Below are 18,276 nucleotides of genomic sequence, written 5' to 3'. Positions count from 1 at the left end.
TGAACGCATATTACCAGATGAAGGAGAATAAACTGGCTTGTTTTAACGGTGAATTTTTTGCTTTCTTTTTCTTGTCGATGCCCAATGCCTCGGTTATTTTTTTTAGTGCGGTAACCAGGTGGTTATTTACCGTTTTTTCCGAAATGTCCATTATTGTGGCAATTTCGCGGTGTTTAAAACCATTAATTTTTGCAAGAGAAAAAGCTTCTTTGCATTTAGGAGGCAGTTCGCTAATGGCTTTGTGAATTTTATTCAACATTTCTTTTTCAATCGTCTCATCATCATTGCTTTCTACTATGGGGAATAAAAAATCGTTGTATTCATCGATGAACACAATTTTTTCATTTTTCATTTTTCTGAGATGCGACAGGCAGCTATTTTTTACTGCTATAAAAAGGTAGGATCTGATGTTTTGGATATTGGGCAGTTCTGACCGTTTATGCCATATTTTAACATAAACATCGCTTATCAGTTCTTCAGCAATTTCCTGATTGCGTACAAAACTTAAAGCATACTGAAGTAACTCATCAGAAGTGACTTCCATTAACAGTTGAAAGCTTCTGGTATTTCCTTCGGCAATTAACAGTTTCGTTTTTTGATCGTTTAGCATCTAGTTCAAGCAAGTTGTGCTGCTCCTTTTTTAGAGCTACACTATAGTTTAGTTTAATGAAAATAAAAGTAATCAACCTGATCGTAAAAAAAAAGTATTTTATATAAAATGATTTTACTGGTTTGTTGAAATTGTTCTGTAGTTACCATAAATAGTAGCTTTTGGGTGTTTTGCAACCGTTCGGTACTGGTAGGTAATTTTTTGGTTCTTTACCGGAAGCCTGAACATAAAGAAGTTGTCGTCTATTTCCAGATTTTTTGTTTCGGTCCATTCGTTAGAATTAAGTTCATCAATAAATTCAGGACGCGGGCGATATTGAAAACAAACTTTAAGATTTTCCTGATCGCCCTGTTCAATAATTTTACCGTTGAACTGTATATAGCTCGTTCCGCCTGATTGTATTATCTCGGCCTCTTCGGTAACCACTACAGACGGAGTAAAGGCAGGCCGGGCATTGGTGATTTTTAATACAAGAGGGTAGTTCCATTTATGATTATTGTATAAACGCTGTGCTCGCACACATGAAATATGCAAGCCGTCTTCTTCCTGCTTAAAAAAAGTAGTGCCATTAATATCCGGCATGTATTCAACACGTTTTCCCGATTGCCCTAATACTTCAACATTGGTATTTTCGGTGGTGTTAACCGATTTCAAAACAAATTCGCGACGTTCGCCACGTGGCCATTCCGTTTGTTTGGTCAGTATGGCATAAAGTGTTTTTTCTTCCGGTTTCCAGGTAAACCATATGTTTTCTTCGTTCGGAATAATCCATGGTTTTGTAGCTTCAATTGCTTCGCCGTTTACAAAGTTCCAGGCAGCAATTTCGCGCAGCAGGTTTTCCTGTTCTTCGGGAACTTCACCACTTGGTTTTGGCCCGATATTGAGCAGTTGATTGCCTCCTTTCGCACGAGTTTCAACCAATATGTCAATTAGCCGGGCACCGGTTTTATAGGCCTCGTTAGCCGGTTTGTAAGCCCACTGGGTTCCCATGGTTAAACAAGCTTCCCACGGATCGCGAAGTGTAGCACCGGGCAATGTTTGTTCCGGTGTTTCCATGGCGCCGCGGGTTATCACAACATCGGGGTGAAGCTCCCAGGCTACTTGTTTGCATTTTTCAACCAGGGGGCCTTCGCCACCATCGTAAAAAAGAATATCGATATCACCGTACTTGGCCATCAATTCAATGGTCTGAAGTTCGTTCAGTTCCACATATTTGTCCATAATATGTTGTGGAATGTCGTTTATATTTGTGCGGCGAATTTCAAGTCCGTTTTCGTGCAAAAAATGAAAATCCTCAGGCGAAAAATAAAATCCAACTGCCAACCCTGCTTCGCGTGTAGCTTCAACATACTCTTCTAACAGGTCCTTTTTATAAGGTGTATTGGTAATGTTAAAGTCGGTGGTTTCGGTGTCCCACATGCAAAAACCAGAGTGGTGTTTTGTGGTGAATACAATATATTTCATTCCGGCAAGCTTAGCCAAGGTTGCAATTTCGTTCGCATCAAAATCTTTCGGATTAAACGTTTTTGGAAGCTCGTTAATGTAGCGGTCAAGGTAATCGTCAGATGCACCAACCATCGAGTGGCTGATTACAATTCCCAATTGGCTGTCGAAACTAAAATGCACGAATAGACCAAAACCAAGATCACGAAACCATTCAACACGCTCGGGTTTGTTTAGGTTTAGTACTTCGTTGTTTGTTGTTTGCGCCCATAAAGCTATTGAGAATGAGAGTAAAAGAAATGTAATGCCTGACTTTATCATTGCAAGATAGATTGATGTTTTAAGGACTGTTAATGTACTAAAAAATAACAGGCGTACAAGCTTAAACCCGAAGCATGTTTTTATTCAAAATTGCAATGTTTTACTAATCAGAGTCATACGATTTTTCCGCGATAAAATAAAACCATATTGATTACATAAATATATAATTTCTATTAAAATGCTACATTTGTAATATGTAGTACATTAAACGCATTTACTACTTGACCAAAATTTACGATAATGGATGAAATCTTTAGAAAAATCGGAAGTAAGTTAACGCTGAGCCAAAAAATTGAACGAAGAATTGAAGCTGCAATTCGCGAAAAAAAATTGCCCGTAGGATCAAGGTTGCCAACCGAAAGAGAATTGTGTGAATCGTTTGGTGTTAGCCGAACAGCATTACGCGAAGCATTACGTCGTTTAAGTGCGCGTGGGCTTATAGAAATTACAAAAGGTAGTGGAATGACTGTTACCGGGTTAAAGATTGATGACGCCATTGAAAACCTGAACTTGTATTACGACATGCAGTTCGATCATAACCTGATTGCACAAATTATTGAAGTGCGCAGGTTATTTGAGCCCGAGATTGCCGGACTGGCAGCCAAACAACGCACGCAAAACGACTTAAGCGATATTCAGGATAATATTGAAGCTTTTAAAGCCTGTAATCCCGATAATATTCAGATGGAAGCCGACCTGGATAATAAATTCCATTTGCTGATTGCCAAAGCAACGCATAACCCGATTGTACAGATCTCGATGGAGCCTATTTATTCGCTTCTGCCACGCATGCGAAACCTGATTTATGCCAATGTGGAGGGTGAAAAAGATATTACACTCGAATATCACCTGAAAATATTTGACGTAATTAATAAACAGAAAAGTGATGAAGCCGCGGAGCTAATGAAAGTACATTTGCGCCGTACAATGGAAATTTACCAGAAATACCTGCACAACTCGTACTAGTATACAACCGTTTTATGAAATTTTTGCAAGGAGTATTTTTTATAGGTCTGGCATTACTGGTTTTTGCCTGTCAAAATAAGAAAGAGGAAGTGTTCGATTATCACAATTATTTATCTCAGGGAAAATTCAAAGAAGCTGAAATCATGTTGAGTGAACAACTTTCTGATGATCCGCAGAATGACCAGTTGATTATTCAGATGGAAACCATCCGGCGTTTACGAAAGGAGTTTCCTTACACACGGGCTGATGTAAAAGAACAGTTACGTGAATACTTTCCTGATTTAACAGACGAAGATCTGACCCAATGGGAAAACGCCAGACAGTTGGAGATGCGCATTATCGATGGTGAAAAGCGCTATTTTTCAAGAGCAGTTAGCAATTTTTTTCGTTTAAACGAAACCGCCGGAAAGATTAGGGAAGAAAAGAAGGGGAAAGCTTACGATGGCGTGGAAGATTTTCAACAAACTGTTATTCCGCAATGGTTTGAAAAAGCTGTTGAGCCGCGAAAGCCCTTTAGTCCGCGACGCATAAAAGTAAATTATACGATTACGCTCGACGCCAACGCAGTGCCGGCAGGCGAATTGGTAAGATGTTGGTTGCCTTATCCGCGAACCGGATCGCAGCGTTTGCCAAAGGTCGAATTTTTGGAGGCTAGTCAGGAGGATTATACAATTGCTCCGAACGAAACCATGCAGCGAACAGTTTATATGGAGAAAAAAGCGGTGGAAGGTGAGAAGACGGTTTTTCAAATCTCCTTTATCTTTGAAACTGCAGCTCAGTGGTTCAATATTAAACCGGGAGATGTAAAGGCTTACGATAAAAACTCAAAGCTTTATAAAAAATACACCGCAGAACGTTTGCCGCACATCGTGTTTAACGAGCAGATAAAATCGTTAGCTAAAAATATTGTTGGCAACGAAAAAAATCCGGTAAAGCAGGTAGAAATGCTGTATTATTGGATGAACGATAACATTCCATGGGCCGGTGCACTTGAATATTCGGTTATGCCTTGTATTCCGTGTTATGTGCTCGAAAATATGCATGGTGATTGCGGTATGCAAACTTTTTTGTTTTTGAGTATGGCTCGTAGTCTCGGAATTCCGTGTAAATGGCAAAGCGGCTGGTATTTATTGCCGCAAACCAAAAACCTGCACGACTGGGCCGAGGTGTATTACGAAGGAGTGGGCTGGGTGCCGGTTGATCCCTCGTTTAAGTTGATCGATTCGGACGACCAGCGAATAAAAGAGTTTTATCTGAACGGACTGGATTGTTACCGACTGGTGGTAAACGATGATTTTGCCTGCGAACTGGTTCCGCCTAAAAAGTTTTATCGAAGCGAACCTTTTGATTTTCAGCGAGGAGAGCTGGAATGGGAGGGTGGTAATTTGTATTTTGATACATGGGATTATCATCTCGAATTAGAATATTTGCCGGCTACCGAAAACTAATTGTATCTTGATGTTAAGTATGAATTTTTCGAGTGATAATTCTTCGGAAAAATCACTTTAAAATTTATATTTGTAATATGTAATACAAATATGACAAGGCATGAAATTTATTCACATTATTTTTCTATTCTTTTTGGTTATGGCATCTTGTACGCAACAACAACAATCATCTGACATTGAACAGCAAATTGATCAGTTGATCGATCAGCAAATTAAAGATAAACGTGTAGATTATTGTAAGGTTAGTGTTTCGGTTAACGAAGGACAGCCGGCAGTAACCGGAGCCACAGTTTCGAAAACTACTTTTGATGCCTTAAGAACGTTTGCATCTGAAAATGGATGTGATTTTTCTGTTGACCTGTTGCCCGAAGACACTTTCAGCGAAAATCCATGGGGCATTGTTACAATTTCGGTGTGTAATATTCGGAGTAACTCAAGGCATTCGGCCGAGATGGTGACGCAGGCCATTATGGGAACTCCGGTTAAAGTTTACCGGAAAGCGGGTGGCTGGTATTTAATTCAAACGCCCGATCGTTATTTTGGCTGGGTTGATGGTGCCGGAATTGCTACGAAAAGTAATAGCGAAATGGCCGAATGGAAAACATTGAAGAAAGTACTTTACAAAAATCAATATGGTTTTGCCTATGCCGAAGCCGACGCTAAATCAAACATTGCAACCGACCTGGTGCTTGATAACCTGCTGAGTGTGGTGGATGAAACAGCTGGTTTTTATAAAACAGTTTTGGCCGACGGGCGTGAGGCTTTTGTGAAAAAGGATGAATGTATGGGCCTTGATAATTGGTACAATAAAAATGTTGTTGCAAAAGATGTGCTGGCAACCGCCGAAAAATTTATGGGCGTTCCGTACTTGTGGGGTGGTACCTCGGCGAAAATGGTTGATTGCAGCGGTTTTGTAAAATCGGCTTATTACAATTATGGAGTGATTCTGCAACGCGATGCATCGCAGCAAACATTATACGGAGAGTTGGTTGATACACAAAATGGCTACGAAACTTTAGAAGCCGGTGATCTGGTGTTTTTCGGACGAAAAGCTACCGAAGACCAACGCGAAAGAGTAACTCACGTTGGGTTGTGCTTGGGCGATCAGGAGTTTATCCATGCATCGGGGAAAGTGCGTATAAACAGCTTGAACCGCGACAGTGAGAAATATACCGAACATTACGAAAAAGGTTTTGTACGTGCCCGCCGAATTATCGGTAACGTTGATGGCGACGGAATTGAGTGGGTAGTCGACAATACGTTTTTCAAACAGGTTTTACCGGAATAACATCAAGAATCAGAGCACATGCAATTACGTTTTAAACCTTTTGAACTTCAGTTAAAACATACTTTTACGCTGGCTACAAGTTCGCGTACAACCACCCCTGTGATGTTGGTTGAATTGGAACACGACGGACTGATTGGATATGGTGAAGCTTCCATGCCGCCTTATTTGGGCGAATCGCATGAAACCGTTGCCCGCTTTTTGAAAAAAGTGGATTTGTCGGGATTTAACGATCCGTTCCGTATGGATGAGATTCTGGAATATGTGGATCAGCTGGAGACGGGAAACCGCGCGGCAAAAGCCTGTATTGATATCGCTTTGCACGATTTGGTGGGTAAAATATTGGGGCAACCCTGGTATAAAATCTGGGGATTAAAACCTGAAAATACGCCGTACACAACCTACACTATTGGTATCGACACGCGTGAAGTGGTAATCGAAAAAACCAAAGAGGCCGCCGAGTTTAAAATGCTAAAGGTTAAAATGGGGCGCGATAACGACAAAGAACTGATTGAAACCATTCGTTCGGTTACCGATGTGCCTTTGTGTGTGGATGTAAATCAGGGTTGGAAGGATAAACACGAAGCACTCGACATGATTCACTGGATGGATGAAAAAGGGATTGTTTTTGTCGAGCAACCAATGCCAAAAGAGCAGCCGGAGGATATGGCCTGGCTAACGGCGCACAGCCCGCTGCCAACTATTGCCGACGAAGCTTTTCAACGCATTCACGATATTCCGAAATTTAAAGGTGTTTACTCCGGAATAAACATCAAACTGATGAAAAGTACCGGAATGCGCGAAGCAAAAAAGATGATCGATGTAGCGCGGGCACTTGATATGAAGGTTATGATCGGCTGTATGACCGAAACCTCCTGCGCCATTTCTGCGGCCTCGCAATTATCTCCACTTTGCGACTGGGCCGATCTCGACGGTGCCTTGCTAATTACCAACGATGTTTTTGAGGGGATGAAAGTTATTGATGGGAAAGTTACCCTCTTCGATCTTCCGGGAATCGGTGTAGTTAAGCGCTAAGTACATTTGACATCACAAAAAAAGGAATCGAATATTGCTGATAACTCAGTATAATTCGATTCCTTTTTTGTAAAGATTATAATCTGTATTACACAGCCTACTGTCCTTTTTTCTTGTAATTATCGAGTACGGCCCGAACTGATCCGTGTAAAAGCAAAAGACGTTTGGCTTCTTCAAACTCAATGCCCAGTTCATCAACGATCATTTTCGATCCGCGTTCAACCAGCTTCTTGTTGGTTAGCTGCATGTCAACCATTTTGTTGCCTTTTACTCGGCCCAGTTTTATCATCAGCGAGGTGGTGATCATATTCAGCACCATTTTCTGAGCTGTTCCGGCTTTCATTCTGGTACTGCCGGTTACAAACTCGGGGCCTACAATCGGTTCGATGGCAATTTTTGCCACCTTGGCAATTTCCGAGTTAGGGTTACAGGTGATACAGGCGGTAAGCAATCCGTTGTTATTGCCATCTTGCAAAGCACCAATAACGTATGGTGTGCCTCCTGAGGCTGCAATCCCAACAATGGTGTCGCGCTCGTTTACCTGAAACTTCTGCAGGTCTTCCCAACCTCCATGAATATTGTCTTCTGCGGCTTCAACAGCCTTGCGAATGGCACGGTCGCCACCGGCAATAAGACCGATTACAACGCCATCGGGCATGCCATACGTTGGCGGTATTTCCGATGCATCAAGAATTCCCAGTCGTCCGCTGGTTCCTGCGCCCAAATAAAACAAGCGACCGCCTGATTTAATGCGCTCAACAAGTTGAGTGACTAATTTTTCTATCTGTGGAATTTCTTTTTGTACGGCAACATGAATTTTTGCATCCTCGTTGTTAATTCCGGTTAACAGTTCTTCAACTGTCATCTGGTCGAGGTTGTCGTATAAAGATGATGATTCTGTGACCCTCATTTTTCTTCTTAATTGGTATGGAACTTTTTAAGTCCGCTTATAGGTTTATCAATAATATTTCCGATCTCTATTTTTCGGTTGAACGCGACTTCCTTAAGTAAATCTGAATAGTGGTACGCAATCGAACCCACAAAGTTTACCGTGTGGTTTTGATAGTCGTTATAGCGCTCAATATTCCGAAAAAAGAAATCGGTAAAACTTCTTTTTATCAAATTCTGAACGTATATATGATTTCTGTTTTTACTCAAAAATTCTGAAAATTTCGCGAGATAGCGACTCGGGTATTCCTGACGATAAACTGCGTTTAAAACATCTGCCATCTCCAGGTGCAGTTCGTTTTCCATTTTTTGTTTCAGGTCTTCGGGAACGGCGCGTTTAAAATAGTCGTTCAATAGAAGTTTACCCAGGTAAGCACCGCTTCCTTCGTCGCCCAGAATAAAACCCAGCGTTGGCACTTTGTCAATAATTTCCGATCCGTTGTAAAGGCACGAATTGGTTCCGGTGCCCAAAATGCAGGCAATTCCCGATGATTTTCCCAACAGCGCGCGTGCCGCTCCTGTAATATCGTCTTCAACAGTTATCGATGCTTTTGGAAATACTCTTTTCAGTGCATCCGAAACAACATGGTCGGTTTTGCCTTTTATGCATCCCGCACCATAATAATGTACTTCGCTAACCTCTTCTTTTTGATCGTTTGTAAATGTGCTTGAAAGAGTGGCAAAAATTTCGTCGGTTTGCTGGAAAAAAGGATTAATTCCAGGTGTGTTAATTATAAATTCTTTTTCAGGACTAATAAATAACCAATCGGTTTTTGATGAGCCGCTGTCTGCTATTACAATCATTCTGATACTATTGGTTTATTTTCAGAAATTTTCTGTCGCAAATGTACAAAATCTTTTTTGAATTGGTAATATGTAATACAAATTTTACCTACATTTGTTGCCATAATCTTAGTCGGAAAACTATGAAAAATTTAAACCTGACTAAATATGAAATCCTTAAAGTAAGCAAGAAAATGACAAAATTCCTGTTAATCTTGTTCACAATTCTCATTTATTCTTCTGCAAATGCTCAGCAAAAGGAATCTCAGAAAGAGCAGCTAAATAGATTGTTTTCGAAAAAAAACAGTGCTGCATTCTATGTTGGTAACGAAAATTACCTGAACGGAAAACGGGTAGCGCTCGACACTGCATACTTTTCGCAGGGCAACGATACATTGTATCTCTATTTTAATAAAGCACTGGCAGAAATGCCTTTTCGGGAAAATAGTTTGTCGGTTGTTCGTGACTCCATTCAGAATGTTTTGCCCGATTCGTTAAAAGAGATCCCTTTTAAAATTTGGGCCAATCAATTGACTTTGGAAGAACTGGTGCCGAATTATTACAGAAACGAAATTTCGGTTGATAAAAACAGGTTGACTCCTGTGAGTAGAAACCGCAAAAATGTAGTTCAGAAGGTACGTCCGTATTCCATTTCGGAAGGTTTGGATGGAGCAAATATTGCTTTGTGGAACAGTCATGGCTGGTATTACGAACCTGCCCGCGATCGTTGGGAGTGGCAACGCGCACGATTGTTTACCAACCTTGAAGATATTTCGCCCAGTTCGTTTGTAATCCCGTTTATTATTCCGATGCTGGAGAATGCGGGAGCCAATGTATTTAATGCACGTGAGCGTGACTGGCAAATTCGCGAAGTGGTTGTTGACAATGATAAATCAACCGGGAAAAGCAAATTCAAAAAACCACGAAAACGGAATGCTGACGAAAACGGTTTTGCTTATACTGAATTGATTCAGGGAACCACAAATCCTTTTCAGGAAGGAACGGCGGTACGTTTTGAAAGCCGGAATAAATCAAATGTTGCCACCTATATTCCTGATTTCCCCGAAGCGGGAGAATATGGTGTGTATGTTTCGTATGCAAAAGGCGACGGGCCGGTGACCTATCGCGTAACGCATTCAGGAGGAGTAAGCGATTTTTTGGTTGACCAACAAATGGGCAACGGAACCTGGATTTATCTCGATAAGTTCTATTTCAATGCCGGAAAAGATAAAAAGGCCGCCAAAGTAGAATTGATTGTGCCCGAAGGCGAGGGAAAACATTTCTCGGCTGATGCTGTGCGTTTTGGCGGAGGTATGGGAAACATAGTCCGCAATGGGAGACCTGGCGGGTTAGCCCGTTTTTATGAAGGTGCGCGTTACAACCTGCAATATTCCGGAGCGCCCGACACGCTGGTGTGGAACCTGTTCAACGGTGAAGACGACTACAAAGATGATTATATGAGTCGTGGGGAATGGGTAGACTGGTTAATGGGAGCGCCTTTTGGACCGACGAAAAACCGCATGGCTCCGGGCTTGGAAATTCCAATCGACCTGGCTTTTGCCTTTCATACCGATGCCGGAATTCTGCCCGATAACCAGATTGTAGGAACGCTTGGGATTTATTCAACCGACAGAGATACTTCCGTTTTTCCAGACGGACAATCGAAATATGCCTCGCGCGATTTAACTGATTTAATACAGACGCAGATTGTAAGCGATATCAATGCCGTGTATAAAAGCAACTGGACACGCCGCGGAATGTGGAACTCGCAATACAGCGAAGCTTATCGTCCGCAGGTGCCAACCATGCTGTTGGAGTTATTGTCGCACCAAAACCTGGAGGATGTAAAATATGTGCTGAACCCAAAATTTCGTTTTGATGTTTCGCGTGCCATTTATAAAGGAATGTTACGTTTTATAACCTCGCAAAACGGGCAGGACTATGTGGTACAACCATTGCCGGTTGATCATTTAAATGCTCGGTTTACCAATGGAAATACAGTAAAATTATCATGGAAACCGGTGATTGACGAATTGGAACCAAGCGCAGTACCTGATCAATATTTGGTTTATAAACGGGTTGGCGATAACGGTTTTGATAACGGCACCCTGGTAACTGAACCAGAAATTATATTGACCGATTTGGAGCCTGGAAAAGTCTATGGATTTCGGGTTACAGCTGTAAACGCCGGTGGTGAAAGTTTTCCTTCGGAAACGCTGGCAGTTGGAATGGCCGAAAACAGCAAAGGCGAAGTTCTGATCGTAAATGGTTTCGATCGTATTGACGGACCTGCTATTTTTGAAACTGATTCGCTGGCGGGCGTTTGGCGTTTCCTCGATCATGGTGTGGCCTATGAATATGAAATGTCGACTACCGGCGATCAATATGATTTCGAACGCAAATCTACCTGGTTGGATGACGATAGTCCGGGATTTGGAGCCAGTTATGCCGATCTGGAAACAACCATTTTCAGAGGTAATACTTTCGATTTTTCGCTGGTTCATGGAAAAAGTCTGTTGGCCAATGGTTATAGTTTTGTAACGTCGAGCGATGAAGCCGTGGAAGAAGGTTTGGCTGATCTTGAAACCTACAAACTGATTGATCTGCTTTACGGTGAAGAGAAACAAACTTTTCTGCCGGGTAAGGATTCTGTTCCTTATTTCGAAATCTACACCGACAAAATGATAAATGCGCTTTCTGAATATGCAGAAAATGGCGGAAACATTTTTATGTCGGGAGCGTATGTTGGTACGGAAATTCCGAAAGATAAAACGCAAAAAGAACGGATTGGTAAGCTGTTTGGATTTAAATGGCGAACCGATCATGCGGTAAAAAATGGCTTGTTTTATTCCGCGAATACAAATAGTACCTTTACAGGAGCGTTCAATACCGATTACACCTTGGAGCAATACCCGGTTGAAGCGCCCGATGGAATAGAAGCGTATAATGAAAATGCGAAAACGATTTTTAGATATGCTGAAAATGGAATTAGTGCAGGCGTTTATTACGAAAACAAACACAAATCGCTGGTGCTGGGATTTCCTTTTGAAAGTGTAAAAAAACAGAATCAGCGCGATGCCTTAATGCGTGAGATATTAAGAATGTTAAATGAGTAAGAAAAACAATAGATAATGACTAAAATTAACTGTTTCGTACCCGCTGCGGCATGGTTGCAAGTAGCGGAAATGATTGGAGAGTTACAGGCCAATCCATCAGTAAATAAAATATTTTTACCCGAAAATGTGGCCAAAGAAGCCGGAGAAAAGGCAGAATCTTTTTCGTTTGAAACGATAACTTCTACCGCAACGGTAAAAGCTATGGCTGATTTAGCAGAAGACGTGGATTATGTTTTAATATTGACAAAAGTAACTGCCGTAAAACTGGGGCAATTTGCCATCGAGCGTTTGGTGGACACAGCAGAATTAACCGGCGCGGTTAAAGTGTATTCCGATTATTACGAGGTGAAAGAAGGAAAGCTGGCAACACATCCGGTGATTGATTACCAGGAGGGCAGCTTACGCGACGACTTTAATTTTGGTCCGCTGGTATTGTACAAAGCCAATGCATTTCAAACGGCCGTTAAAAACATGACGCAGGATTTCGAACACGCCGGAATGTATTACCTGCGTTTAAAAGTTGCGCAGCAGGGCGAGTTATTCCGCATTCCTGAGTTCTTATATACCATTGACGAAACAGACAACCGCAAAAGCGGACAGAAAATATTTGACTACGTTGATCCGAAAAACCGCCAGGTGCAGGTTGAGATGGAACAGGCAGCAACTGAACATTTAAAAGATGTTGGTGCCTGGTTAAGTCCTGATTTTACTCCTGTGGTATTGGACGAGAAATCTTTTGCAAAAAAAGCTTCGGTGATTATTCCGGTGCGAAACCGCGAACTTACCATTGCAGATGCTATGGAATCGGTGCTGATGCAAAAGACGGATTTCGATTTTAACCTGATTGTTATCGATAATCACTCATCAGATAAAACCACTTCCATTATCAAATCTTTTGCTGAAAAAGATAATCGTGTGGTACATATTATCCCGGTTCGCGAAGATCTTGGAATTGGCGGATGCTGGAACCTTGGCGTTCACGATTCGCGCTGCGGAATGATTGCCATGCAGCTTGATAGTGACGATATATACAAAGATGAAAATACCCTGCAAAAAGTGGTTGATGTTTTTGAGGCGGAAAAATGTGCTATGGTGGTGGGAACTTACCAGTTAGTGAACTTTGATTTGGAAGAAATTCCACCGGGTATTATCGATCACAAAGAGTGGACACCCGACAATGGAAAGAACAATGCTTTACGAATTAACGGTTTGGGAGCACCGCGTGCTTTCTATACACCGGTGTTGCGCGATGTGAAAATCCCGAATACCAGCTACGGCGAAGATTACGCTGTTGGTTTGGCTATCTCAAGAGATTACCAGATTGGCCGTATTTACGATAATCTGTACCTCTGCCGCCGTTGGGACGATAACTCGGATGCCGCGCTGGATATTGTAAAAATGAATGGACACAATACGTACAAAGACCGCATTCGTACCATTGAATTAAAGGCCCGTCAAAAGAAAAACAGAGGATAAAATTTAAGTTTCACGCAAAGGAAAAAAGAAGCGCAAAGTGCGCTAAGTTTTACTCCGAATCTTCATTCTTTGTGATAATCTTAGCGAACTCTGCGTGAACAAAAAAAATGAATTCAATTTCAAAAGAAATAAAACAACTCCTTTCAGATCAGAAAACAGAATGGGAACTGGCCGGAAAAAACTTTGCCGGACTGGAAAACGTGCAGGTGCGCGAATTTCAGTTTGAGGGATTTACGGTAAAAGTTCAGTTTAATCCCGGACGAATTGTTTCGTCGGCAGCCAAAGTGGATAAAAAGTCGATTGAAGCGCGCCCGTGCTTTTTGTGTGCGGCAAACCGTCCGGCAGAGCAACGTGGAGTAACTTTTGGCGATTACGAGGTGTTAGTAAATCCATTCCCGATATTTCCTGAGCATTTTACCATTCCGGCGTTTGCACATACACCGCAGCAGATAAAAGGAAACTTTGGAAGTATGCTCGATCTGGCACAGGGCATGGAAGGTTTTACCTTGTTTTACAACGGTCCAAAATGTGGTGCTTCGGCACCTGATCATTTTCATTTTCAGGCCGGAAATGCAGGTTTTATGCCCCTTGATGATGAAACAAGCGCATTAAAAGAAAAATACGGTGATTGCTGGGAAAAAGATGAAGTGAATTACTGCGCCATAAAAGATGGACTTCGAAACTTTTTGGTGTTGGAAGCGGCTGATAAAATGGCCTTGATTAATGCGTTTGCTCACATCTATGAGGAACTTGAAGATCCACAAAGTGATGAGGAGCCGATGCTAAACATTCTTGCCCGTTATGATGATGGAGGCTGGCGAATTCTGATTTTTCCACGTGACTTGCACCGTCCGTCGCAGTATTTTGCCGAAGGAGAGGAGAACATTCTGATCAGTCCGGCCTCGGTTGATATGGGCGGCGTGTTGATCACCCCTCAGGAAAAGGATTTTTTAAAGATCGGGAAACACGATATTGAAAGTATAATGAAACAGGTTTTATGGCCTGACAAGCAATTTGATAAGCTAATTAGAAAACTAAAACAATGAGCAGTCCTAATATTCATGTTGGCATAATGAGTGCCGATAAAATCGATTTTAAACTTCACGGCGAATACCAGCTCTTGGGAACAAAACATACTTTTTCGGGCAATGAATCAGTGAGTTACGAAAATGGAACCCTACAGCTTGCTAACGCAAAGATCTGTGACGATAAATTGTATTTTGTACCTCTTGATAAGGGGAACTCTGAGTTTGAATTAAAAGATGTTACCATCGGTGTAAATTTTCACTGGGAGCAAAAAGAAGATCAGAAATTTCAGGGGGCTTTGAAATTTATCATCGAAGAGGGACAAATTACTGCTGTAAATATTCTGTCGATTGAAGACTACCTGATCAGCGTAATTTCTTCGGAAATGAGTGCCAAAAGTTCGCTTGATTTATTGAAGGCACACGCCATTATTTCGCGCAGCTGGTTGATTGCTCAAATTGAGAAACAGGATAAACTGACCGATGCGGGGGAAAGCTATGAAAGTACTTTTAAAACCGACGAGGAGTACATAAAGTGGTACGACCGTGAAGATCATACGAATTTCCATGTTTGTGCCGACGATCATTGCCAGCGCTACCAGGGAACAACGCGTTCGCACAACCCGAATGTGGTGAAGGCGGTAAATGAAACGGCCGGAGTGGTACTTGCTTACAACGGCGTGATTTGTGATGCGCGTTTCTCGAAATGTTGTGGTGGTATTGCCGAGCTATTCGAAAATTGCTGGGAGCCGGTAAATCATCCGTACTTAACGGCGGTGATTGACAATCCTGTCCCTCCAAAAGGATTCGAAACCGATCTGACAATGGAAGAAAATGCAGTTCCATGGTTAAAAAATGCACCGGAAGCGTTTTGTAATACCGATGATGAAGAAGTGCTGAAACAGGTGCTGAACGAGTACGACTGGACGGCCAAAGATTTTTACCGCTGGACAGCGGAATACAAACAAGATGAACTTTCTGCTTTGATCCTGAAACGTTCGGGGTATGATTTCGGGAAAATTCTGGATATGATCCCAATCGAACGCGGTGCTTCAGGGCGTCTGATTAAACTAAAAATTGTAGGATCGAAAAAGACTTTAACAGTTGGTAAAGAGCTGGAAATTCGCAGGTGGCTGAGCGAGTCGCATTTATACAGCTCTGCATTTCTGGTTGAAAAAGAGGATGTTGTTGACGGAGTTCCCGGCAAAATTATTCTGCACGGAGGAGGCTGGGGACATGGTGTTGGCCTTTGCCAGATCGGTGCGGCTGTAATGGGGCACAATGGCTATAAATACGATGAAATTCTAAATCATTATTTTAAAAATATAGATCTCGAAAAACGATACTAACATGACCAAGCGGGCGTTTCTCTCATTTGTTCTGGTGTTTGTTGCTGCATGTGTTTTTGCACAGCAGAAAGTTATTCTTATCAATCAATTGGGCTATTTGCCACAGTCGGTTAAGGTTGCAGTTTTTCTTTCAACAGGAGAGGGAAATACACAACAGTTTCAGGTGTTTGATGCCTTAAACGATAATCTGGTTTATGAGGCAGAAGTTAAGCAAGTTGAGGGTACCGATTGGGGAATGAAGACCGCATTTCGCCTTGATTTTTCCGCGTTGACAAATCCGGGTGGTTATTACATTAAGTTGGGCGAAACCCGTTCTCCGGCTTTTCAAATCGCTTCGGATGTGTATGAAGGAACAGCAGATTTCCTCTTGAACTACATGCGCCAGCAGCGGTGTGGATACAATCCGTATTTGCAGGATTCCTGTCACCTTCACGATGGAATTATTGTGGATCATCCAACCAAAACAGGACAGAAAATTGATGTGACCGGCGGTTGGCACGATGCCTCGGATTACCTGCAATACCTTACAACTTCGGCTAATGCTACTTATCAGTTGTTGTATGCCTACGAGCAAAATCCGGCGGTATTTAAAGATGAATACCGGAAGAATGGTGAGTCGGGAGCAAACGGAATTCCCGATATTCTGGATGAAGCAAAATGGGGCCTCGACTGGATGGTAAAAATGAATCCCTCGGCAGGGGAAATGTACAACCAGATTGCCGACGACAGAGATCACCGCGGTTACCGTTTGCCCAATAAGGACACGGTTCGTTACGGTTTGGAAGGAACATACCGACCGGTGTATTTTATTACGGGAAAACCGCAGGGGCTGGCAGAGCATAAAAACCGCACCACCGGCGTTTCGTCGAGTGCAGCAAAATACGCATCATCATTTGCTTTGGGAGCGATGATGATGAAAGATCATTACCCCGAGTTTGCTAAACAAATAGCAGCAAAAGCTACCGAAGCTTACACTTTTGCCTTGAGTGATCTGGGTGCTTGTCAAACAGCGTGTAACGTGTCACCATATTTTTACGAGGAAGCCAATTATGTAGACGACCTGGAACTGGCAGCCACAACTTTGTATCAGCTTACCGGTGATGCTTATTATTTGACTGAAGCCAAAAAATGGGGAAGTGTTGAAAACGTTACGCCCTGGATGTCGGCAGGTTTTGCACGCCATTACCAATTCTACCCATTTGTGAATCTCGGGCATGTAAAGCTGGCCGAAAAGGATGAAAACTTTGCAACTTATCTGAAACAGGGATTAACGCATCTTTACGAACGGGGAAAGGATGATCCTTTTTTGAATGATATTCCCTTTATCTGGTGCTCGAATAATTTGGTGGCGGCAGCGATTACGCAGGCCCGCGCCTACGAAGAAATTACCGGCGACCGCTCGTTTGCCGAAATGGAAGCCGCTTTGCGCGACTGGCTATTTGGCTGTAATCCGTGGGGATCAAGTATGATCTGTGGATTACCTGCCGGAGGCGATAATCCGCAAATGCCACATTCATCCATCACAAAAATTCTGGGCGAAACAACTTATGGAGGTTTGGTTGACGGACCGGTTTATAATTCAATTTTTTCCGGGCTTATTGGCATTGAAATTCAGCAACCCGATCCGTTTGACGCTTTTAACAGAGGCAAAGCGGTTTATCACGATGATCTGGGTGATTACTCATCAAACGAACCCACCATGGACGGCACGGCAAGTTTGAGTTACTATTTGTCGTCGATGGAAAAAATGGGGGCGACACAGCAAAACGCGTATGAAAAAGATACACAGGGAGCTATCCGGCGCATTCAGCCTTCTGAAAAAACTATTTACCTGGTGTTTTCTGCGCACGATAAAGCCGAAGGTGCAACGCATATTTTAAAAGTGCTTGATAAAAAGGATGGTAAAGCATCGTTCTTTTTCACCGGCGACTTTTTGCGTGACAATCAATTTCAACCGATCATAAAAAAAGTAATAAAAGACGGGCATTATTTGGGTGCTCATTCCGATAAACACCTCTTGTATTGCGACTGGACAAAACGGGATTCGCTTTTGGTTGACCGAACTACTTTTGAGCAGGATTTGAAAGAGAACTGCAAGGCTTTACAGCAATACGATATCAACAGCAAAAATGCAAACTGGTTTCTGCCACCTTACGAATGGTACAATTCAGCAACGGTAAACTGGGCTTCGGCAATGGGATTACGCACCATCAATTTTTCGCCCGGGATACGGAGTAACGCCGATTATACAACGCCCGATATGGCGAATTATATGTCTTCCGATAAAATCTTTAAAAGCATTTTACAGGTAGAGGAGGAACAAAGTTTAAACGGGGCAATTATGCTGATTCATCCCGGAACGGAAGAAAAAAGAACAGATAAATTTTATCTTCGTTTGGAAGAACTGATAGAAACATTACAGGCAAAAGGATATCGTTTTGAACGATTGCCGTAGAACTCAATAAATAAAA

General features: G+C 42.2%; 13 protein-coding genes. 9 read left to right on the top strand and 4 right to left on the bottom strand.

Annotated features, from left to right (window positions below):
* Positions 1 to 10 precede the first annotated feature (10 nt).
* Positions 11 to 610 carry an RNA polymerase sigma factor gene (locus tag LH29_RS20775; RefSeq protein WP_052671140.1) on the bottom strand — a complete coding sequence of 200 codons (600 nt, stop codon included), beginning with the start codon at positions 608 to 610 and terminating at the stop codon, positions 11 to 13.
* A gap of 114 nt (positions 611 to 724) precedes the next feature.
* A complete protein-coding gene (locus LH29_RS20770) occupies positions 725 to 2,374 on the bottom strand; it encodes an alpha-L-fucosidase (RefSeq protein WP_045033262.1) in 1,650 nt (549 codons plus the stop codon).
* 240 nt (positions 2,375 to 2,614) lie between these two features.
* Between LH29_RS20770 and LH29_RS20765 the strand changes: the two genes are divergently transcribed.
* The 4 genes from LH29_RS20765 (at position 2,615) to LH29_RS20750 (ending at position 7,108) form a co-directional block, all read left to right on the top strand.
* On the top strand, positions 2,615 to 3,340 hold the full coding sequence (locus LH29_RS20765; RefSeq protein WP_045033261.1) for a FadR/GntR family transcriptional regulator: 726 nt from the start codon (positions 2,615 to 2,617) through the stop codon (positions 3,338 to 3,340).
* A 14-nt stretch (positions 3,341 to 3,354) separates the two neighbouring features.
* A complete protein-coding gene (locus tag LH29_RS20760; protein ID WP_045033260.1) occupies positions 3,355 to 4,788 on the top strand; it encodes a transglutaminase-like domain-containing protein in 1,434 nt (477 codons plus the stop codon).
* A 100-nt stretch (positions 4,789 to 4,888) separates the two neighbouring features.
* Positions 4,889 to 6,076, top strand: coding sequence for a C40 family peptidase (locus LH29_RS20755; RefSeq protein WP_045033259.1), 1,188 nt, complete (start codon positions 4,889 to 4,891; stop codon positions 6,074 to 6,076).
* A gap of 18 nt (positions 6,077 to 6,094) precedes the next feature.
* Positions 6,095 to 7,108, top strand: coding sequence for a dipeptide epimerase (locus LH29_RS20750; RefSeq protein WP_045033258.1), 1,014 nt, complete (start codon positions 6,095 to 6,097; stop codon positions 7,106 to 7,108).
* 97 nt (positions 7,109 to 7,205) lie between these two features.
* Here LH29_RS20750 and murQ read toward each other — a convergent pair whose 3' ends face one another.
* A complete protein-coding gene (gene murQ, locus LH29_RS20745) occupies positions 7,206 to 8,018 on the bottom strand; it encodes an N-acetylmuramic acid 6-phosphate etherase (protein ID WP_045033257.1) in 813 nt (270 codons plus the stop codon).
* An 8-nt stretch (positions 8,019 to 8,026) separates the two neighbouring features.
* Complete coding sequence (locus LH29_RS20740) at positions 8,027 to 8,860, bottom strand: hypothetical protein (RefSeq protein WP_045033256.1); 834 nt, start codon at positions 8,858 to 8,860, stop codon at positions 8,027 to 8,029.
* A gap of 122 nt (positions 8,861 to 8,982) precedes the next feature.
* Here LH29_RS20740 and LH29_RS20735 point away from each other — a divergent pair, with 122 nt between their 5' ends.
* From LH29_RS20735 to LH29_RS20715, 5 genes are all read left to right on the top strand, one after another.
* The gene (locus tag LH29_RS20735) at positions 8,983 to 11,955 is read left to right on the top strand and encodes a golvesin C-terminal-like domain-containing protein (protein ID WP_052671139.1); all 2,973 of its coding nucleotides are present in this window, start codon (positions 8,983 to 8,985) and stop codon (positions 11,953 to 11,955) included.
* Between the two features lie 15 nt (positions 11,956 to 11,970).
* On the top strand, positions 11,971 to 13,431 hold the full coding sequence (locus tag LH29_RS20730; protein ID WP_082063885.1) for a glycosyltransferase family 2 protein: 1,461 nt from the start codon (positions 11,971 to 11,973) through the stop codon (positions 13,429 to 13,431).
* Positions 13,432 to 13,538: 107 nt separating this feature from the next.
* Entirely contained in the window at positions 13,539 to 14,477 is a 939-nt protein-coding gene (locus LH29_RS20725; RefSeq protein ID WP_045033254.1) for a DUF4922 domain-containing protein, read from the top strand.
* On the top strand, positions 14,474 to 15,805 hold the full coding sequence (locus LH29_RS20720; RefSeq protein ID WP_045033253.1) for a SpoIID/LytB domain-containing protein: 1,332 nt from the start codon (positions 14,474 to 14,476) through the stop codon (positions 15,803 to 15,805). The genes LH29_RS20725 and LH29_RS20720 overlap by 4 nt, the downstream gene beginning before the upstream one ends.
* Position 15,806: 1 nt before the next feature.
* Positions 15,807 to 18,260, top strand: a complete 2,454-nt coding sequence (locus LH29_RS20715; RefSeq protein ID WP_052671138.1) for a glycoside hydrolase family 9 protein — start codon at positions 15,807 to 15,809, stop codon at positions 18,258 to 18,260.
* The last annotated feature ends 16 nt before the right edge of the window (positions 18,261 to 18,276 follow it).

This window comes from Draconibacterium sediminis, assembly GCF_000949475.1.
Taxonomy (GTDB): domain Bacteria; phylum Bacteroidota; class Bacteroidia; order Bacteroidales; family Prolixibacteraceae; genus Draconibacterium; species Draconibacterium sediminis.
The sequence above is the reverse complement of the archived record's forward strand: the minus strand, read 5'-3'. Positions and strand labels throughout refer to the sequence as shown.